At 69.6% G+C, this 18871-nt stretch carries 20 protein-coding genes; 13 read left to right on the top strand and 7 right to left on the bottom strand.

Going from position 1 to position 18871, the window contains the following annotated elements; all coding sequences use genetic code 11:
* Nucleotides 1–106 precede the first annotated feature (106 nt).
* Complete coding sequence (locus V8Z80_RS14265) at nucleotides 107–853, top strand: CoA pyrophosphatase (RefSeq protein WP_155197083.1); 747 nt, start codon at nucleotides 107–109, stop codon at nucleotides 851–853.
* A 49-nt stretch (nucleotides 854–902) separates the two neighbouring features.
* Here the strand turns inward: V8Z80_RS14265 and rsgA are convergent, their stop codons facing one another.
* Nucleotides 903–1808, bottom strand: a complete 906-nt coding sequence (gene rsgA / locus V8Z80_RS14260; protein ID WP_155197084.1) for a ribosome small subunit-dependent GTPase A — start codon at nucleotides 1806–1808, stop codon at nucleotides 903–905.
* Nucleotides 1805–3067: a M48 family metallopeptidase gene (locus V8Z80_RS14255; RefSeq protein ID WP_336062439.1), complete on the bottom strand. Its 1263-nt coding sequence runs from the start codon at nucleotides 3065–3067 to the stop codon at nucleotides 1805–1807. The genes rsgA and V8Z80_RS14255 overlap by 4 nt, the downstream gene beginning before the upstream one ends.
* 44 nt (nucleotides 3068–3111) lie before the next feature.
* On the opposite strand from V8Z80_RS14255, the gene orn reads away from it, so the two are divergent.
* On the top strand, nucleotides 3112–3657 hold the full coding sequence (orn, locus tag V8Z80_RS14250; RefSeq protein WP_336062438.1) for an oligoribonuclease: 546 nt from the start codon (nucleotides 3112–3114) through the stop codon (nucleotides 3655–3657).
* Nucleotides 3658–3757: 100 nt separating this feature from the next.
* Here orn and paaX read toward each other — a convergent pair whose 3' ends face one another.
* Entirely contained in the window at nucleotides 3758–4714 is a 957-nt protein-coding gene (gene paaX / locus V8Z80_RS14245) for a phenylacetic acid degradation operon negative regulatory protein PaaX (RefSeq protein ID WP_155197011.1), read from the bottom strand.
* A 131-nt stretch (nucleotides 4715–4845) separates the two neighbouring features.
* On the opposite strand from paaX, the gene paaA reads away from it, so the two are divergent.
* Genes paaA through paaK form a run of 9 tightly spaced genes read left to right on the top strand, consistent with a single transcriptional unit; the run spans nucleotide 4846 to nucleotide 12928 of the window.
* Nucleotides 4846–5835, top strand: coding sequence for a 1,2-phenylacetyl-CoA epoxidase subunit PaaA (paaA, locus tag V8Z80_RS14240; RefSeq protein WP_155197012.1), 990 nt, complete (start codon nucleotides 4846–4848; stop codon nucleotides 5833–5835).
* Nucleotides 5836–5888: 53 nt separating this feature from the next.
* Nucleotides 5889–6176, top strand: coding sequence for a 1,2-phenylacetyl-CoA epoxidase subunit PaaB (gene paaB / locus V8Z80_RS14235; RefSeq protein ID WP_155197013.1), 288 nt, complete (start codon nucleotides 5889–5891; stop codon nucleotides 6174–6176).
* A gap of 8 nt (nucleotides 6177–6184) precedes the next feature.
* On the top strand, nucleotides 6185–6979 hold the full coding sequence (gene paaC, locus V8Z80_RS14230; protein WP_155197014.1) for a 1,2-phenylacetyl-CoA epoxidase subunit PaaC: 795 nt from the start codon (nucleotides 6185–6187) through the stop codon (nucleotides 6977–6979).
* Nucleotides 6976–7488 (top strand): 1,2-phenylacetyl-CoA epoxidase subunit PaaD, encoded by a 513-nt coding sequence (gene paaD / locus V8Z80_RS14225; RefSeq protein WP_336062437.1) that lies wholly within the window; start codon nucleotides 6976–6978, stop codon nucleotides 7486–7488. Before paaC ends, paaD begins: the two co-directional genes overlap by 4 nt.
* Before the next feature lie 22 nt (nucleotides 7489–7510).
* Nucleotides 7511–8587, top strand: a complete 1077-nt coding sequence (paaE, locus tag V8Z80_RS14220) for a 1,2-phenylacetyl-CoA epoxidase subunit PaaE (RefSeq protein WP_155197015.1) — start codon at nucleotides 7511–7513, stop codon at nucleotides 8585–8587.
* Between the two features lie 3 nt (nucleotides 8588–8590).
* Nucleotides 8591–10264, top strand: coding sequence for a phenylacetic acid degradation protein PaaN (gene paaN / locus V8Z80_RS14215; RefSeq protein ID WP_155197016.1), 1674 nt, complete (start codon nucleotides 8591–8593; stop codon nucleotides 10262–10264).
* 23 nt (nucleotides 10265–10287) lie between these two features.
* Nucleotides 10288–11079 carry a 2-(1,2-epoxy-1,2-dihydrophenyl)acetyl-CoA isomerase PaaG gene (paaG, locus tag V8Z80_RS14210; protein ID WP_155197017.1) on the top strand — a complete coding sequence of 264 codons (792 nt, stop codon included), beginning with the start codon at nucleotides 10288–10290 and terminating at the stop codon, nucleotides 11077–11079.
* A gap of 29 nt (nucleotides 11080–11108) precedes the next feature.
* The gene (gene paaI, locus V8Z80_RS14205; RefSeq protein ID WP_336062436.1) at nucleotides 11109–11567 is read left to right on the top strand and encodes a hydroxyphenylacetyl-CoA thioesterase PaaI; all 459 of its coding nucleotides are present in this window, start codon (nucleotides 11109–11111) and stop codon (nucleotides 11565–11567) included.
* 47 nt (nucleotides 11568–11614) lie between these two features.
* The gene (gene paaK, locus V8Z80_RS14200; protein WP_155197019.1) at nucleotides 11615–12928 is read left to right on the top strand and encodes a phenylacetate--CoA ligase PaaK; all 1314 of its coding nucleotides are present in this window, start codon (nucleotides 11615–11617) and stop codon (nucleotides 12926–12928) included.
* 38 nt (nucleotides 12929–12966) lie between these two features.
* Here the strand turns inward: paaK and V8Z80_RS14195 are convergent, their stop codons facing one another.
* The 4 genes from V8Z80_RS14195 to radC form a co-directional block, all read right to left on the bottom strand.
* Nucleotides 12967–14382 (bottom strand): MATE family efflux transporter, encoded by a 1416-nt coding sequence (locus V8Z80_RS14195; RefSeq protein WP_336062435.1) that lies wholly within the window; start codon nucleotides 14380–14382, stop codon nucleotides 12967–12969.
* Complete coding sequence (locus V8Z80_RS14190) at nucleotides 14379–16115, bottom strand: ArnT family glycosyltransferase (protein ID WP_336062434.1); 1737 nt, start codon at nucleotides 16113–16115, stop codon at nucleotides 14379–14381. The genes V8Z80_RS14195 and V8Z80_RS14190 overlap by 4 nt, the downstream gene beginning before the upstream one ends.
* A 127-nt stretch (nucleotides 16116–16242) precedes the next feature.
* Nucleotides 16243–16512, bottom strand: a complete 270-nt coding sequence (locus tag V8Z80_RS14185; RefSeq protein WP_155197021.1) for a type B 50S ribosomal protein L31 — start codon at nucleotides 16510–16512, stop codon at nucleotides 16243–16245.
* A gap of 165 nt (nucleotides 16513–16677) precedes the next feature.
* Nucleotides 16678–17352 (bottom strand): RadC family protein, encoded by a 675-nt coding sequence (radC, locus tag V8Z80_RS14180; protein WP_155197022.1) that lies wholly within the window; start codon nucleotides 17350–17352, stop codon nucleotides 16678–16680.
* A 70-nt stretch (nucleotides 17353–17422) separates the two neighbouring features.
* On the opposite strand from radC, the gene V8Z80_RS14175 reads away from it, so the two are divergent.
* Together V8Z80_RS14175 and ispH are read left to right on the top strand one after the other, a co-directional pair.
* Nucleotides 17423–17878 carry an FKBP-type peptidyl-prolyl cis-trans isomerase gene (locus V8Z80_RS14175; RefSeq protein ID WP_442951982.1) on the top strand — a complete coding sequence of 152 codons (456 nt, stop codon included), beginning with the start codon at nucleotides 17423–17425 and terminating at the stop codon, nucleotides 17876–17878.
* Nucleotides 17878–18867, top strand: coding sequence for a 4-hydroxy-3-methylbut-2-enyl diphosphate reductase (gene ispH / locus V8Z80_RS14170; RefSeq protein WP_155197024.1), 990 nt, complete (start codon nucleotides 17878–17880; stop codon nucleotides 18865–18867). Before V8Z80_RS14175 ends, ispH begins: the two co-directional genes overlap by 1 nt.
* Nucleotides 18868–18871 lie beyond the last annotated feature (4 nt).

The raw sequence follows: 18871 nt of genomic DNA, 5'->3' as shown, positions 1-18871 counted from the left end.
CGGGGCTACGGCCTCCTTGCAGGGCCGGCCGGGCCGAAGGCGCGGCGTGGCTGCGCTTTTCCGGGACCGTGCGTTTCCTGTTTTTTGCCAGCAAACCGTTTTCTTGATGGCCGAGCATCCCCCGTCCGGCAAGGCCGCCCCTCGGGCGCGGCTTGCGCCGGCCTTCGATCCGACCGAGCAGCCCTGGCGCGTGGCCAATGAAGGCCTGGCGCCCGTCGATCCCGGCCTGCTCACGCCCCATGCCCTGCGAGGCATCCTGAGCGCGCCGCCTTCGTGGACGCCCGATCCTTCGCTGGAAGAACGCTGGCGCACGCCGGGCCGCGAAGGGCCGCCGGTGCAGGCTGCCGTGCTCATTCCCATGGTGGTGCACGAAGCGGGGCTGAAGGTGATGCTGACGCAGCGGGCGGCGCATTTGCGCGATCATGCCGGCCAGATCAGCTTTCCGGGCGGGCGCATCGAAAGCTGGGATGCCAGCCCGGTTGCGGCCGCGTTGCGCGAGACGCAGGAAGAAACCGGGCTGACGGGCGACTACGTCGAGATACTGGGCAGCTTGCCGCCCTATGTGACGACCACCGGCTATTCGGTCACGCCCGTTGCCGCCCTGGTCAGGCCGGGCTTCACGCTCAAGCCCGATGCCTTCGAGGTGGCCGATATCTTCGAGGTGCCGCTGGCCTTCCTGACCGATCCGGCCAATCATCGCCTGCACGTGGCCACCCTGGCCGATGGCCGCCAGCGCCAGTTCTATTCCATGCCCTGGAACGGCCGCTTCATCTGGGGAGCCACCGCCGCGATGCTGCGCAACTTCTATCACCTGCTGCGCCACGCCCAGCTTTCGTCCTGGCAGTCGCGTTAGGCGATTGCGCCGGCAACCGTGTCAGGCACGCATCCCGGGCTCGCGCGCCTCAGTACCTGTGCTGTCCTTGTTCGTTCTCGCGCACGATCCGCGCATACAAGGCATGTCGCGCGGGGCTGATCCGGCCCTGGGCCAGGGCCGCCAGCACGCCGCAGCCCGGCTCATGCAGGTGCATGCAGTTATAGAAGCGGCAAGCCGGGATATGCGGGGCGAACTCGGGAAAGCCTCTTTCGATTTCCTTGGCCGACAAATGCTGCAGGCCGAAAGCCTGGAACCCGGGCGAGTCGATGAGATCGCCGCCTTCGGGCAGGTGGTACAGGCGCGTGCTGGTCGTGGTGTGCCGGCCCATGTCCAGCGCCTGCGAATGCTCGCGGGTGGGCGCTTGCGCGCCCGGAACCAGCACGTTGAGCAGCGTGGACTTGCCCATGCCGCTTTGTCCCAGCAGCAGGCTGGTTTTGCCGGCCAGGTGCGGCAGCAGGGTCTGGCGCGCCGAGGCGGCGTCCAGCGCGGATACCTCGAATACCGGCACATCCAGCGTGCGCACCACGGCCAGGCGTTCGCGCGCGGCCTGCAGCGCTTCGGCCACGTCGATCTTGTTCAGGACCACCAGCGGCGCGATGTCCGCCGACCAGGCTCCCGCCAGCGCCCGGCCCAGCAGGTCGTCGGAAAACGTCGGCCGCACGGCCACCACGATCAGCAGCTGGTCGACGTTGGCGGCGAACTGCTTGGTGCGTTGCTCGTCGGAGCGGTAGAGCAGGTTGCGGCGCTCGCAGACCGCTTCGATGCTGCCTTCGTCGCGTCCCTGGGGCTGGATCAGCACCTGGTCGCCGACCGCGGCCGCGCCGGCCTTCTTGCCGCGGGGATAGCAATGGCGTTCGCTGCCGTCGGCCATCTCGACCAGGTAATGGCGTCCGTGCGCCGATACGACCCGGCCGGGCAGCAAGGGGCTGTTCATCCTGCCGCCAATTGCCGGATGCGGACGGCCGCGGGCGGATGGCTGTCGTAGAACGCCGAGTGCACCGGGTCGGGAGTGAGCGTGGCGGCGTTGTCGTCGTAGAGCTTGACCAGCGCCGAGACCAGCTGGGCGCCGTCGCTTTGCTCGGCGGCATAGCGGTCGGCCTCGAATTCGTCGCGGCGCGAGTACCAGCTGGCGATGGGGGTGAAGGGGAAGGTAAAGACCGGCACCACCAGGAAGAACAGGATCAGCGCCATGGCATCGTTGCGCCCGCCCAGCTGCGGGAGCACCCCCAGCCCCGTATAGAACCAGTGCTGCTGCGCCAGCCAGCCCAGCACGGCAAACAGCGCCAACGCGGCGCCGAAGCTGATCACGATGCGGCGGGTGATGTGGCGCCGCTTGAAGTGGCCCAGCTCGTGCGCCAGCACCGCTTCGATTTCGTCGCCGTTGAGCTTGGCCAGCAGCGTGTCGAAGAAGACGATGCGGCGCGACTTGCCAAAGCCGGTGAAATAGGCGTTGCCGTGGGCCGAGCGCTTGGAGCCGTCCATGACGAACAGGCCCTCGATGGCAAAGCCGCAGCGCTGCGCCAGGCCCTTGATGCGCTCGGCCAGCTGGGCGTCGGCCAGCGGCGTGAACTTGTTGAACAGCGGCGCGATGACGGTGGGAAAGATCAGCAGCATCAGCACGTTAAAGCCTGCCCAGACGGCCCAGGCCCAGATCCACCAATAGCTGCCGGCGCCGGCCATCAGCCACAGCACGACGGCAGCCAGCGGCAGGCCCAGGGCCGCGCCCACCAGCGTGGCCTTGGCCAGGTCGGTGACGAACAGCCAGGGGGTCATGCGGTTAAAGCCGAAGCGGGCCTCTAGCCGGAACTGCCGGTACAGGGTGAAGGGCAGGCCGGCCGCGCCCAGCAGCACGCAGACCATGGCCAGCAGCAGCAGCTGGCGCGCCATCTGGCCTTCGGCCAGGCGCGCGGCCAGCAGGTCCAGCGCCTGCAGCCCGCCCAGCAGGGTCAGGCCCACCAGGATGGCGGCCTCGTAGACCCGCTCGAGCATGCCCAGCCGCGCCCGGGCCACCGTATAGTCGGCGGCGCGCTGGTGGCTGGCCAGGCCGATGCGGGAAGCGAACTCGGGCGGGACGGCATCGCGCCGGCTGGCCACGTGCCGGATCTGGCGGCTGGCCAGCCACAGCTTGACCAGCACGTCGGCGGCCAGCATCAGGACGAAGGCCAGCGTGAAGAAGGGGATCGCTGATTGCATGCAGCCGTCTATGAGAAAATCCGGGGTTTCCAAAGGCAAATTATATGGCGCAGAACGAAAACCGCCTGGTCTGGCTCGACATGGAGATGACCGGGCTGGACCCCGAAAAGGAACGCATCATCGAAGTGGCCGTGGTCGTCACCGAACCCGACCTGACGGTGGTGGCCGAAGGGCCGGTGCTGGTGGTGCACCAGCCCGACAGCCTGCTGGCCGCCATGGACAGCTGGAACACGGCCACCCACGGCAAGAGCGGCCTGACCGAGAAGGTGCGCGCCTCGAGCCTGGACGAGGCCCAGGCCGAAACGATGCTGCTCGATTTCCTGTCCCGCTACGTCCCGGCCGGCAAGTCGCCGCTGTGCGGCAATACCATCGGCCAGGACCGCCGCTTCATGGTGCGCTACATGCCGCGCCTGGAGGCGTTCTTCCATTACCGCAACCTGGACGTGAGCACGCTCAAGGAGCTGGCGCGCCGCTGGCGGCCCGATGTCTACAAGGGTTTCGAGAAAAAGAGCCGGCACGAGGCGCTGGCCGATATCTACGAGTCCATCCAGGAGCTCAAGTACTACCGCGAGCACTTCCTGAAAGTCTAGGCATGCCGCCCATGCCGCCCATGCCGCCCATGCCGCCCATGCCGCCCATGCCGCCCATGCCGCCCATGCCGCCGGCGCGGCAGCGCCGGACCGCCCGCCTTCAGGCCTGCTGGGCCGCCAGGGCCGCCGCTTCGGCCGGCGCGCCCTCGAAGCGCGAGAGCGCGCCGGGCGCCAGCGGCGTATAGGCGGCATTGTCGCGGCTGGCGATGGCCTGCAGATGTGTTTCGGAGGCGGCGAACAGCTGCCAGTACAGCGCGCCGCATAGCCGGCGCGCCGCCAGGCCGGGCCAGTCGGGCGGCAGCAGCGGGGCGGGCAGCTGCGGGTCGTTCAGCACGATGCGCCGCCAACCGTGTATCAGCAAGGTGCGCAGCGTGAAAGCCTGCGCGGGCGAGGGCGCCTGCCGGGCCAGCAGCGCCTGCAGCGCCGCGTAGCGCGCCGAAAAATCACGATACTGCGCCGCCAGTTCGTCGAGGTTCCAGCACAGCTGCACCAGGCTGGACAGGGGCAGGCCGCCTGCGCCCGGCAGCTCGTGGCCGCGCAGCACCAGCGCCCGGCCGGGGATCTCGAGCTTTTCCAGGATTTCGTGCGCCGTGCCGGCATCGGCCTGCGGATGCGCGAATACCCCGGGCGCCACCACGCCGAACCCTTCCCAGACCAGTTCGCGGCGCAGCTCGGCGCGCTCGGCCAGCTGGCCGTTGCCGGTGCGCGGCAGGATCACCAGCGTCCATTCGCCGTTCCAGTCGGACGGCGGCCCGATGTAGATGCGCGCCGAGGCGTGCGCGGTCAGGCGCAGGCCCTGCGGGGAGAGCGTGTACAGGCTGCGCCGGCCGATGCGTTCGGACTGCAGCCAGCCCTGCGACACCAGCCGGAACACGCTGGTGCGCAGCAGCCGCTCGTTGACCCCCAGCGGGGAGGTGAGTTCGATCAGGTCGCCCAGCCAGATGGCGCCGCCGTGCGGCGCCAGCGCGTCGCCCAGCAGGGTGACGCACAGCGACTTGGCGCGCGGGGCCTGTTCGGCCAGCTGGCGCTGCAGAAAATCTTCGATGGGAGCATTCAAGGCGGGGACATGATACCTAAATGGCCGTGCATGACATGATACAGAAATACGATTGACAGTGATTTTTTTGTATTAAATAATCCTCCTCATCAGCGGACTGGCCACGACCCGGCCGCACAAGGAGGCAAAACATGTACGCCCAGCTCGTAGAAACCGGCGTCTCGCGGGTGCGCGATGCCGCAGAACTCCAGGGCCAGGAGGCCGATTTCCAGCGCCGCATCGACCAGGGCGTGCGCATCGAGCCGCAAGACTGGATGCCCGATAACTATCGCAAGACGCTGGTGCGGCAGATTTCGCAGCATGCCCATTCGGAAATCGTCGGCATGCTGCCCGAGGGCAACTGGATCACGCGCGCGCCCACCCTCAAGCGCAAGGCCATCCTGCTGGCCAAGGTGCAGGACGAATGCGGCCACGGCCTGTACCTGTACAGCGCGGCCGAAACCCTGGGCGTCTCGCGCGAGCAGCTGGTCGACGAACTGCTGGCCGGGCGCGCCAAGTATTCCAGCATCTTCAACTATCCCACCTTGAGCTGGGCCGACATCGGCATGATCGGCTGGCTGGTGGACGGCTCGGCCATCATCAACCAGATCCCGCTGTGCCGCTGCTCCTATGGCCCCTATGCGCGCGCCATGGTGCGCGTGTGCAAGGAAGAGTCGTTCCACCAGCGCCAGGGCTACGACCTGCTGATCCAGATGTGCCTGCACGGCACGCCCGAGCAGAAGCAGATGTGCCAGGACGCGCTGAACCGCTGGTGGTGGCCGGCGCTGATGATGTTCGGCCCGCCCGATGCCGATTCGCCCAACAGCGCGCAGTCCATGCAGTGGAAGATCAAGCTTTTCTCCAACGATGCGCTGCGCCAGAAGATGGTCGACCAGACGGTGCCGCAGGCCGAATACCTGGGCCTGACCATTCCCGATCCCGACCTGAAGTGGAACGCCGAACGCGGCCACTACGACTTCGGCCAGATCGATTGGGACGAATTCCATGCGGTGCTGCGCGGCAACGGCCCCTGCAACCGCGAGCGGCTGGCCGCGCGCCGGCGCGCCCACGAAGAGGGCGCCTGGGTGCGCCAAGCCCTGCTCGCCCACGCCAGCAAGCGCGCCCGGCGCCAGGCGGCCTGAGCCGGTCCGCACCCCTGAGCCGCTTCGCACCTATCCGAGACGAGACGCATCCCATGAACCACGAATCGACCCCGCTTTGGGAAGTCTTCATCCGCAGCCAGCATGGCCTGGCGCACAAGCACGTGGGCAGCCTGCACGCGGCCGACGCGCAGATGGCCATCAATCATGCGCGCGACGTCTATACCCGGCGCAACGAAGGGCTGAGCATCTGGGTGGTGCGCGCGGCCGACATCGTGGCCAGCAGCCCCGACGACAAGGCGCCGCTGTTCGACCCGGCCCAAAGCAAGGTCTACCGCCATCCCACCTTCTTTCCCATGCCCGAGGGCGTGCAGCACATCTAGGAGCCGCCATGCCAAGCGCCCCCGCCGAGCCGGCCGCCTGCACGGCTTTGCAGACCGAATTCCTGCTGCGCCTGGCCGACACGCCGCTGGTGCTGTCCCAGCGGCTGGCCCAATGGTGCGGCCACGGCCCCGAGCTGGAGGAAGACCTTGCCTTGACCAACACCGCGCTGGACCTGCTGGGGCAGGCGCGCCTGTGGCTGACCCTGGCCGGCCAGGTGCAGGGCCAGGGCAAGGACGAAGATGCGCTGGCCTACCTGCGCGACGCCCACGAATACCGCAACGTGCTGCTGGCCGAGCTGCCCAACGGCGACTATGCCCATACCATGGTGCGCCAGTTCTTCCTGGATGTCTGGCAATTCTTCCTGCTGCAGGCGCTGGCGCGCTCGGCCGACGCCCGCGTGGCCGCCATCGCCGAGAAGTCCGTCAAGGAAACCGCCTACCACGTGCGCCGCTCGTCCGACCTGGTGGTGCGCCTGGGCGATGGCACCGAGGAAAGCCACGCGCGCATGCAGGCGGCCGTGGACGCGCTCTGGCCCTACACCGGCGAGCTGTTCATCGACGACGAACTGGACCTGGGCATGGCCGGGCAAGGCATCGCCTGCACCCTGCAAAGCCTGTACGAGCCGTGGTCGCGCCATGTCGGGCAGGTGTGCCGGCAGGCCACGCTGGCCCTGCCGGATCCGGCGCAGGCGCGCCATGCGGCCATGCGGGGCGGGCGCCAGGGCCGGCACACCGAGGCGCTGGGCTATCTGCTGGCCGAGATGCAGTACCTGCAGCGCGCCTATCCCGGGGGTGCGTGGTGAGCGCGGCGCTCTTGCGCCGGGCGGCGCCGCAGGAGATCCGCGGCTGGCTCGAGTCCGTGCCCGATCCCGAGATCCCGGTGCTCTCGGTGGTCGACCTGGGCGTGGTGCGCGAGATCGCCTGGGAAGGACAGACCTGCGTGGTGACCGTCACGCCCACTTACTCGGGCTGCCCGGCGATGCAGGAGATCGAGCACGGCATACGCCAGGCGCTGGCGCGCCAGGGGATAGGCGAGGTGGACGTGCGCACCCGGCTGGCGCCGGCCTGGACCACCGACTGGCTGAGCCCGCGCGGGCGCGAGGCGCTCAGGCGCTACGGCATCGCGCCGCCCGTGCAGCAGGCGGTGGATGTATCGGGCATCCTGCCCCGCGCCGATGCCCCGGCCGTGCCTTGTCCGCAGTGCGGCGCCTTGTCCACCCGGCTGGTCAGCCAGTCCGGCTCGACGGCCTGCAAGGCGCTGTATCGCTGCCTGGCCTGCAAGGAACCCTTCGACTATTTCAAGCCGCACTAGCGGCGCATCGGCTTTCTGGATCATGGCGAGCTTTCATCCCCTGACGGTGGCGCGCGTGGCGCGCAACACCCGCGACGCGGTAGTGGTCACCTTCGAGGTGCCGGCCGAGCTGGCGCCCGCGTACCGATTCCTGCCCGGGCAGTACCTGACCCTCAAGACGCAGGTGGGCGGGCAGGAGCTGCGCCGCTCGTATTCGATCTGCTCGGCGCCCGAGGACGGCGAACTGCGCGTGGCCATCAAGCGCCTGGACGACGGCGCTTTCTCGACCTGGGCCAACAGCGAGCTGGCACCCGGCCAGGTGCTGGAGGTGCTGCCGCCCTCGGGCAACTTCACCATCGATTTCGATCCCGGCCAAAGCCGCCATTTCGTGGCCTTTGCCGTGGGCAGCGGCATCACGCCGGTGCTGTCGCTGGTCAAGGCCGCGCTGGCCGCCGAACCGCGCAGCCGCTTCACGCTGTGCTATGGCAACCGCGCCTCGTCCTCGGTGCTGTTTCGCGAGGAGATCGAGGACCTGAAGAACCGCTACATGCAGCGCCTGGCGGTTGTCTACGTGATGAGCCGCGAGGCGCAGGACATCGACTTGTTCAACGGCCGCCTGGACGGCGGGAAGGTCGCCCAGCTGCTGGAGCGCTGGCTCGATCCGGCGGGCGTGGACCACGCTTTCGTCTGCGGGCCGCCGGCCATGATCGAAGGCGTGGTGCAGGCCCTGCAGGACAAGGGCCTGCCGCGCGAGCGCATCAAGTTCGAGCTGTTCGGCGCGCCCCGCGGGCCGCGGCCGGCGCGTAGCAGCGAGCCGGCCGCCGGCGGGGACGGGCAGTGCCAGGTCACGGTGATCCAGGACGGCCACCGCCGCGTTTTTTCCGTTGCGCGCCGCAGCCAGAACGTGCTGGAGGCCGCGCTCGAGCAAGGCATCGAGCTGCCCTATTCGTGCAAGGGCGGGGTGTGCTCGACCTGCCGCTGCAAGGTGACAGAGGGCGAGGTGGACATGGACGCCAACTTCGCCCTGGAAGACTACGAGGTTGCGCGCGGTTTCGTGCTCAGCTGCCAGAGCTACGCGGTCAGCGAGCGGCTGGTGTTGGATTTCGACCAGGAGACTTGATTCATGTCCGATAAGCCAGATCTCTTCGCCCGCCACGAGGCGATGCTGCAGCAGGCCGTGCAGGCGACGCAAGCCCGCGGCTATTGGAGCCCGTTTGCCGAATCGCCCAGTCCCAGGGCCTATGGCGAGACGGCGGCCGGCCAAGGGCAGGCCGCGTTCGAGGCCTTGCTCGGCAAGGACTTCCCGCTGCCGATAGCCGGCGAGCAGGGCAAGGTGGGCGGCGAGCGTTCGCCTTTCGGCCTGGCGCTGGATGTGCGTTATCCGCGCCTGGATCCCGCCGCGCTGGTCGCGGCCAGCGCCGCGGCCGCGCCGGCCTGGCGGCGCGCGGGCCCTCGCGCCTGGGTGGGCGTGGCGCTGGAGATCCTGCAGCGGCTCAACCGCCGCAGCTTCGAGATCGCGCAGGCCGTGCAGCACACCACCGGCCAGGGCTTCATGATGGCCTTCCAGGCCGGCGGCCCGCACGCGCAGGACCGTGCGCTGGAGGCCGTGGCCTATGCGTGGCAGGAAATGTCGCGCATCCCCGGCAGCGCCTGCTGGGAAAAACCGCAGGGCAAGCACGAGCCGCTGCGCATGCACAAGCGGTTTGCCGTGGTGCCGCGCGGGGTGGCCCTGGTGATCGGCTGCGCCACCTTCCCCACCTGGAACGGCTATCCGGGCCTGTTCGCCAGCCTGGCCACGGGCAACACGGTGATCGTCAAGCCGCACCCGGCGGCCATCCTGCCGCTGGCCATCACGGTGGCCGTGGCCCGCGAGGTGCTGGCCGAGGCCGGCTTCGATCCCGATGTGGTGCTGCTGGCCGCGCACGAGGCCGGCGACGATGCCGCCCAGCGCCTGGCGACCGATCCGCAGGTTGGCATCATCGACTTCACCGGCAGCGCCGAGAACGGCCGCTGGCTCGAGGCGCATGCCCGCCAGGCGCTGCTCTATACCGAGAAGGCCGGCGTCAACCAGGTCATCATCGATTCGACCGACGATTTCAAGGGCATGGTGCGCAACCTGGCGTTCTCGCTGGCGCTGTATTCGGGCCAGATGTGCACGGCGCCGCAGAACATCTACGTGCCCAAGGACGGCATCGATACGCCCGAGGGCCGTTTGTCCTTCGACGAGGTCGCGCAAGCCCTGGGCGCGGCGCTGGCCAAGCTGGCCGCCGACCCGGCCAAGGCGGTGGAGCTGACCGGCGCGATCCAGAGCCAGGCCACGCTCGATCGGCTCGAGCGCGCGCGCGGCCTGGGGCTCAAGGTGCTGGCCGACAGCCAGGCCCTGGTCCATCCGCAGTTCGAGCAGGCCCGCGTGCGCACGCCGCTGCTGCTGCAGGGCGAGGCCGGCAGCGAAATCATCGCCCAGGAGTGGTTCGGCCCCATCGCCTTCGTGGTGCCGGTCGAATCCACCCAGGCGGCCATTGCGCTGGCCGGCAGGCTGGTGCGCGAAAAGGGGGCGCTGTCGTTGTCGGCCTATGCCACCGGCGAGCCGGTGATCCAGGCGGTCGAGCAGATGGCGCAGGAGACGGGGGTGAACCTGTCGCTGAACCTGACCGCCGGCGTGTTCGTCAATCAGACCGCGGCCTTCAGCGACTTTCACGGCACCGGCGCCAATCCGGCCGGCAACGCGGCCTTGTCCGACACGGCCTTCGTCGCCAACCGTTTCCGCGTGGTGCAGTCGCGCCGGCACGCGGCGTGATGGCAAACGGCATGGAAACCGCAATGAACGGCTACCACGACATCCTGTTCGAGCTCGAAGAAGGCATCGCGCGCCTGACGCTGAACCGGCCGGACAAGCTCAACAGCTTTACCGCGCGCATGCACGAGGAAGTGGCCGATGCGCTCGCGCGCGTCGAGGCCGGGGGCGCGCGCGTGCTGCTGGTCCGTGGCGCGGGCCGCGGCTTTTGCGCCGGGCAGGACCTGTCCGAGCGCCAGCCTTCGGCCGACGGCCAGGCGCCGGACCTGGGCGCGACGATCGAGCGCCACTACGCGCCGCTGGTGCGCCGCCTGCAGGCCCTGCCGCTGCCGGTGGTGATGGGCGTGAACGGCGTGGCCGCCGGCGCGGGCGCCAACCTGGCGCTGGCCGGCGACCTGGTGATCGCCTGCGAATCGGCCAGCTTCATCCAATCGTTCGCCAGGCTGGGCCTGTTGCCCGACACCGGCGGCACCTGGTCGCTGCCGCGCCGGGTGGGCCTGGCGCGCGCCATGGGCCTGGCGCTGCTGGGCGAGCGCTTGCCGGCGCGCCAGGCCCAGGAGTGGGGACTGATCTGGCAGTGCGTGCCCGACCAGGAATTCGAAGAGACGCTGCAAGCCTTGGTGCGCCGGCTCGCCGCCGCGCCCACCCTGGGCCTGGCCTATACCAAGCGCGCCATCCTGCAAAGCGGCCGGCACGGCATGGCCGAGCAGCTCGACCTGGAGCGCGACCTGATGCGCGAGCTGGGCCGCAGCCACGACTACCGCGAAGGCGTGCAGGCCTTCCTGGAAAAGCGCGAACCCGTCTTCAAGGGGAAATGATGAGCGAACCGTTCGCGCAGCCCGCGGCCTTGTCTGCCCAACACGCCGTGCCGGATCCGGCCGCGCAGGCGCTGGCCCAGGCCGTGGGCCGGACCATGTATGCGGCCGACGCCGCCTCCCAGGGCCTGGGGGCACGGCTCGAAGCCATTGCCCCGGGCAGCGCGCGCATGAGCATGACCGTGCGCGCCGACATGCTCAACGGGCACAAGAGCTGCCACGGCGGCTTCATCTTCGCCCTGGCCGACAGCACCTTCGCGTTCGCCTGCAACGCCCGCAACCAGGCGACCGTCGCCTCGGGCTGCACCATCGACTTTCTCGCCCCGGCCCGCGAGGCCGACGTGCTGACGGCGCAGGCGCGCGAGGTTTCGCTGGCCGGGCGCACCGGCGTCTACGACGTCGTCGTCACCAACCAGGAAGGCAGGCAGGTCGCGGTGTTCCGGGGCCGGTCCTACCGCATCCAGGGCAACATCGTGGCGCAGCCGGACTGACCGGCGGGCGCCGCCACGGAACAAGCAACCAGGAGACATCGCGCATCATGAACACCGTAGCCCAGGACGCCGGCCTCGATGCCATCGAGCATGCCAGCCGCGACGAGATCCAGGCGCTGCAACTGCAACGCCTGAAATGGACGCTGGCCCACGCCTACGAGAACGTGCCCCATTACCGCCGCGCCTTCGATGCGGCCGGCGTGCATCCTTCCGACCTGAAGCAGCTGTCGGACATCGCGAGGTTTCCCTTCACCACCAAGCAGGACCTGCGCGAGAACTATCCCTTTGGCATGTTCGCGGTGCCGCGCGAGCAGGTCGTGCGCGTGCATGCCTCCAGCGGCACCACCGGCAAGCCCACGGTGGTGGGCTACACCCGCCGGGATATCGAGACCTGGGCCGCGCTGGTGGCGCGCTCGCTGCGGGCGGCCGGCACGCGCCCGGGCGACGTGGTGCACGTGGCCTACGGCTACGGCCTGTTCACCGGCGGGCTGGGCGCGCACTACGGCGCCGAACGGCTGGGCTGCACGGTGGTGCCCATGTCCGGCGGCCAGACGGAAAAGCAGGTGCAGCTGATCTGTGATTTCAAGCCCGACGTCATCATGGTCACGCCTTCGTACTTCTGCAACATCCTGGAGGAGATGCGCCGCCAGAACATCGACCCGCTGCAAAGTTCGCTGCGCATCGGCGTGTTCGGCGCCGAGCCCTGGACGGGGCAGATGCGCCAGGACATCGAAACCCATGCCGGCATCGACGCGGTGGACATCTACGGCCTGTCCGAAGTGATGGGCCCGGGCGTGGCCAGCGAATGCGCCGCGACCAAGGACGGCCCGGTGGTCTGGGAGGACCACTTCCTGCCGGAGATCGTCGACCCGCTGACCGGCGAGCCGGTGGCCGACGGCGAGCCGGGCGAACTGGTGTTCACCTCGCTGAGCAAGCAGGCCATGCCGGTGATCCGCTACCGCACGCGCGACCTGACGCGGCTGTTGCCGCCCACCGCGCGCAGCATGCGCCGGATCGGCAAGATCACGGGCCGCAGCGACGATATGCTGATCGTGCGCGGCGTCAATCTTTTTCCCACGCAGGTCGAGGAGCTGGTGCTCAAGCTGCCCCAGCTGGCGCCGCACTACCAGCTGGTGCTGACCCGCAGCGGCTCGCTGGACGAACTGGAGGTGCTGACCGAGGCGCGCGAGGAAGCGGGCGTGCTGGATGCGGCCGAGCGCGAGCAGCTGGGCCGGCGCCTGCAGCACGACATCAAGGCGATGATCGGCGTGAGCGCGCGGGTGCGGGTGCTCGAGTGCGGACAGGTCGAGCGGACCCTCACGGGCAAGGCCCGGCGGGTGGTGGACAAGCGGCCGCGCTAGGGCCTGTTGCCGCGGGCGGCCCGCCGGCGCGCCCGGGCTCAGGACGCCAGCACGGCCCGCCGCGCCACCCGCCGGTACCAGCCATGCAGCAATAGCGCCGACAGCGCCAGCCCGATCGCGGCCATGATCCACATGGTGCCCGCGCCGGGCGGGGCCTGCGGCGCCAGCAGCTGGCGCAGCGGTTCGAGGCTGCCGCGGCCCGGGCCGAAACCGGCCCACCAGCCACCCACCAGGCCGACCAGGAACAGGGCCAGCACCTGGATGAGCAGCGGCACCACCGCCACCTTGTAGGCGCGCAGCAGGTAGGTGTTCAGGCACTGCATGGCGTCGGCCAGGTGAAACAGCACGATCACGGGCATGAGCGACATCACCACGGCAGCCACTGGCGCGTTCCCCGTATAGGCCGCGACGATCCACGGCCGCAGCAGCACCAGCAGCGCGGCGGTCAGCACGGCGCCGGCCAGGGCCAGCAGCAGGCCGGCCTGGCCGGTGCGCTGCGCCAGGCGCGCATCGCCCGCGCCGATGGCCTGGGCCGCCAGCGAGGCGCTGGCCACGCCCAGCGCCATGGGCATCATGTAGGACAGGGCCGCGAGGTTGGCGACGATCTGGTGGCCGGCCGACACATGGGTGCCTTCGCGCGCGATCAGCAGCGCCATGAAGGTGAAGGCGCAGACCTCCACCAGGTACGAGCCGCCCATGGGCAGGCCCAGCCGCAGCAGTTCGCGCAGGGCGGGCCAATCGGGCTTGCCCAGGCGCAGCTTGAACTTGTCGAAATAGCGGTCGCGCCGGATCAGCCACAGGCCGGCCGCCAGGCTGCTCCAGTAGACGATGGCCGAGGACAGGCCCGCGCCGGCCGCGCCCATGGCCGGCAAGCCGAATTTCCCGTAGATGAAAAGCCAGTTGCACAAGGCCTTCAGGCCCACGCCGCCCAGGTTCACGGCCATGACCAGCTTGGGCCGGGACACCGCCGTGCCCAGCGCGTAGAGCGTGCGGAACATCAGCGCCGCGGGCAGGGCGAGCACCAGCGCATGCAGGTAGCTGGCCACGCCCTGGCGTACTTGCGGCGCCACTTCGCCCGAGAACGAAAGCCAGGCATCGGGGAAAAGCATCAGCGTGCCGCCGGCCGCCGACAGCCCCAGCGCCAGCCACACGCCCTGGCCCCAGGCGCGGCCGACCTCGGCATGGCGGCCCGCGCCGAAATGCTGCGCGATGATGGGAATCAGGGCATGCACCACTCCCATCAAGCCCACGAAGATGGTCAGGTAGATGGAGACGGCCAGCGACATGGCGGCCAGGTCGCTGGCGCCGGCATGTCCGGTCATGGCGGTATCGAGCACGCCGAAGGCGATGCCGGCCCATTGGGTCACCAGCACAGGCCAGGCGTGGCGCAGGATCTTGCCCAGCATGGCGCCAAAGCGCTCGCCGGCCGGGGCCGGCAGGGAACCCGCGCTCATTGGGAAGGGGCGATGCGCAGCAGGCGGAAGACTTCGTGGCGGTCGGCGCGGCGTCCGCCCTGCCAGAGCACCTGCGCAGGATCGATGTCGCTGTAGGCCGCGGTGCCGTCGCGCAGGTCGTTGCGCGTGGTCTGCTGCAGCACCAGCGTGCAGCGCGAGTCGTACGCGAAGTTCAGGCCGTCGAAGACCAGGAAGGAGGCCCGCTGGCCGCTGCCCAGGCTCAGGGCGCGCTGGCATTCGCCCGGCCGGCGGTGCTGTTCGAGCGCCGCGGCCAGCTCGCCAGAGACGGTGCGGTAGCTGCGCGCGTAGTCCACCGGCGGCATCCACAGCAGCACCAGCAGCAGCCAGGTGGCCGACAGGCCGCAGGCCGAGAGCACGGTGCCGCGCCACAGCGCGGCCGGGCGGGTGCGCAGGCGCCAGTTCACCAGCGCGACCCAGCAGGCCGAGATGCCCAGCGCCAGCGCGAAGGCGGTCCAGGAGACCTGCGGCTCGAAGCCGGCGGTCTGGCGGGCGATGTTGCCGGCGATCTTGGCGGGCCAGCCGAAGTGCAGCGCCACCCAGCCCAGCCAGACGGTGGCCAGGGTGAGCGAAAAGCACATCACGGCGAACCAGTCCAGCGTGTTGACCACGCCGCGGCGCAAGGTGGGCAGGGCAAAGGCGGCCAGCACCGCGCAAGGCACCACCAGCAGCATGAATTCGGGCTCGGAAGGCTGGCGCATCAGCGGCAGCAGCACGGCCGCGCCGAAGGCGAAGGAGGCCGGGATAGAGATGTGCGGCGCGGCCAGCCAGGCGCGCCAGCGCCACAGGGCCACCAGCGCCAGCGGCCAGGTCGGCCACAGGAACCAGGGCAGGTCGCGCAGCATGCGGCCGATGCCGGCAAAGCCGGGAAAGCCGAACAGCGATTCGTTCCATTGGCGCCAGGCGCGCATCCAGTACTCGCCTTGCTGCGAGGCGGGCACCCACCAAAGCAGCACCAGCGTCATGGCCAGCAGCAGCGGCCACATCAGCCAGCGGCGCGAGCGCCACAGGGCGCTGCGCGGCTGGAAGGCCAGGGCCATGGCGATCAGGATGGGCAGCGCGCCCGGCCAGGAGCGCGTCAGGAAGGCCGCGGCCAGCGCCACGCCCAGCACCGTCGCGCCCAGCACGGGCTTGTCCAGCATGCGGGCCAGCCCGTAGTAGGCCAGCGCCTGCCATGCCATGATGGCGGGCACTTCCGAAGTCTCGTGGGTGCGCCAGAGTATGCCGGCGGTGGCGATCAGCAGCAGCAGCGCCGCGTCGGCCAGCATGCGGCCGTAGTCGCGCACCGTGGGCTCGCCGCCGAAAGGCAGGGCCAGGGGCTGCGCTTCCTTGCGCCGGCCCAGCAGGTAGGTGCCGTACCACAGCCCCCACGCCGTCAGGCCGAACCACAGCAGGTTGGGCAGCCGGGCGGCCGAGAGCTCGCCGATCCATGCGCCGAACAGCCAGATGGCCGCCGCGCCCACCCAGGTGACCAGCGGGCCGTCCTGCGCATAGGCCAGCTGGCCCACTTGCGGCAGCAGCCAGGCCCGCATGCCTTCGTGCAGGGCGGTCAGCATCGTGGCCACGCCCACCACGTCGTCGGTCTTCCAGGGGTCGCGCAGAAACAGGCCGGCCAGGATGTAGGCCAGCCCCAGCCCCAGCAGGACGTAGCGGGGCAGCTTGACGGTCGCCGGGGCGGTCAGCCGGGCGGGAGTGGAACGCGATTCTGGGGACACAGGACGTAATGTAACGCGCCGTAGCGGCCCTGCTTGCGGCGAAGGCAAAAAAGGCAGCCTTGCGGCTGCCTGGTCTGCGCCGTCGCCCGGGCCGGGGCGCGGGACGGCAAGGCTGCGGCGCCAGCGATCAGGCGTCGGCGGCCTTCTTGGTGCCGGCGGTGCGGGCGAAACGGGCGCGGAACTTCTCGACGCGGCCGGTCTCGACGATGCGGGTCTGGGCGCCGGTGTAGAAGGGGTGCGATTCCGAGGTCACGTCGCACTTGAACAGCGGGTAGGTCTTGCCGTCCAGTTCGATGGTTTCGCGGGTGTTGAGCGTGGAGCGGGTGATGAACTTGTTGCCGGTGATCAGGTCCTGGAACACCACTTCGCGGTAATCGGGATGAACGCCTTCTTTCATGATGGAATCCTTGGGGCGGGTCGCCAGCCTTTGCGCCTCGGGCCGGTGCCGGCGTCGTTGCCAGGGCAACGGCTGCCGCACCCCCGAAAGCTGCCAAAAACCACGTATCCTGGGCTAGGGGAAAAACGGTTAACCACAAATTCTAGCATGCGCGCGGCCCTGTGCCTAGAGCATGCCCAGTTCGGCCATGGATACCGCCTGTCCGCCGCCCACCACCATGTGATCGAGCAGGCGCACGTCCACCAGCGCCAGCGCCTGCTTGAGCTGGCGCGTCAGGTGCTGGTCGGCCAGGCTGGGCTGCAGCGAGCCGGAAGGGTGGTTGTGCGTCAGGATGACCGCCGCCGCATGGTGGCGCAGCGCGGCCCGCACCACTTCGCGCGGATAGACCGAGGCCTGCGAGAGCGTGCCGCGGGCCAGCTCCTCGGTGCCGATCAGGCGCAGCTGGCTGTCCAGGTAGAGCGCCATGCAGTGCTCCACCGGCTGGTGGCCCAGCAGCAGGCTGCAATAGTGCTTGACGCGCCGGGGGTCCTTCAGGGCGTCGCCGCGGCTCAGTTCCTCCTCGGCGGCCCGGCGCGCCAGCTCCAGCACCGCGGCCAGCTGGCAGGCCTTGGCCTGCCCCAGTCCGCTTTGGCGCATCAGGGCGGGGATGTCGGCCGAGAGCAGGGCGCGCAGCCCGCCAAAGCGCAGCAGCAGGGCCCGGCCCATCTGCACGGCGTCCTGCGCGGCCGTGCCGGTGCGCAGCACCAGCGCCAGCAGCTCGGCGTCGGTCAGCACCTGCGCGCCGTGGCGCAAAAGCCTTTCGCGCGGGCGTTCGGCCTGTTCGCAAAGCGGTTCGGGCATGGGTCGTTCTAAAATCGGGTTTGATAAACGCCTATTAAGGTGACAGACCTTGCCCGCCGCTGCCGACTCCGTGAACGTTTTTGTCCGTCCCGACTCCTACCTGACCCTGCATTACCGCATCGTCCTGGCTTCCGGCCCGGGCCAGAACACCGTCTTTGCCGATACCTTCGACGGCCGGCCGGCCACCTTGCAGCTGGGCGCGGGCCAGTGGGCCCCGGGCATGGAGCAGGCGTTGGTGGGCCAGCCCGAGGGCAGCCGCTACAGCTTCACGCTCAGCCCCGCGCAAGCCTACGGCGAGCGCAACCCCGAGCTGATCCAGCGCGTCAGCCGCGAAATGCTGGCGCGCCATGCCGGGCCGGATGCCGAGTTTTCCCCGGGCGACATGGTCGAGTTCACCGCGCCCAACGGCGGGCGCTATTCGGGCGTGCTCAAGGAGCTGGCGCCGGACTACGCGCTGTTCGATTTCAATCATCCGCTGGCCGGCGCCGCCCTGAAGGTGGACGTGGCCATACTAGGAGTGCTGTGATGACCGCCACGACCCATACCGCCGGCGGCGCCGAGCTGCTGCTGGCCCAGCCCCGGGGCTTTTGCGCCGGCGTGGACCGGGCCATCGACATCGTCGAGCGCGCCCTGGAACTGCACGGCGCGCCCATCTACGTGCGCCACGAGATCGTGCACAACCGCTACGTGGTCGAGGACCTGCGCGCCAAGGGCGCCATCTTCATCGACGAGCTGGACCAGGCGCCGGCCGGCGCCATCGTGGTCTTTTCCGCCCACGGCGTCTCGCAGGCCGTGCGGCGCGAGGCTGCCGAGCGGCAGCTGCGCATCTTCGACGCCACCTGCCCGCTGGTCACCAAGGTGCATATCGAGGTCTCGCGCATGCGCGCGGCCGGGCGCGAGATCATCATGATCGGCCACAGGGGCCATCCCGAGGTCGAGGGCACGCTGGGGCAGGCCGAAGGGGGCATGCACCTGGTCGAGACGGTCGAGGACGTGCAGGCCTTGCAGGTCGCCGACCCGGATAACCTGGCCTACGTGACCCAGACCACGCTGTCGGTGGATGACGCGGCCGCGGTGTCCGGCGCGCTCAAGGCGCGTTTCCCTTCCATCGTCGAGCCCAAGAAAAGCGACATCTGCTATGCCACGCAGAACCGCCAGGACGCGGTCAAGCTCATGGCGCCCGAGTGCGACCTGGTGCTGGTGGTGGGCAGCCCCAACAGCTCCAATTCCAATCGCCTGCGCGAGGTGGCCGAGCGCCGCGGCACGCCCGCCTATCTCATCGACGGGGCCGAGGCCATCGATCCGGCATGGCTGCAGGGCCGCTCGCGCATCGGCATCACCGCCGGCGCCTCGGCCCCCGAGGTGCTGGTGCAGCGCGTGATCGAGCGCCTGAAGTCGCTGGGCGCCATCTCCGTGCGCACCATGGACGGCCTGCAGGAAAACGTCGCCTTCCCGCTGCCCAGGGAGCTCTCGCGCAAGGCGGTGGCCGTGGACCTGCAGTCTCCCGCATCCTGACCCG

The sequence above is a fragment of the Orrella sp. JC864 genome (assembly GCF_037026685.1).
GTDB lineage: Bacteria > Pseudomonadota > Gammaproteobacteria > Burkholderiales > Burkholderiaceae_B > Orrella.
This window is presented reverse-complemented; position numbering and strand designations above follow the sequence as displayed.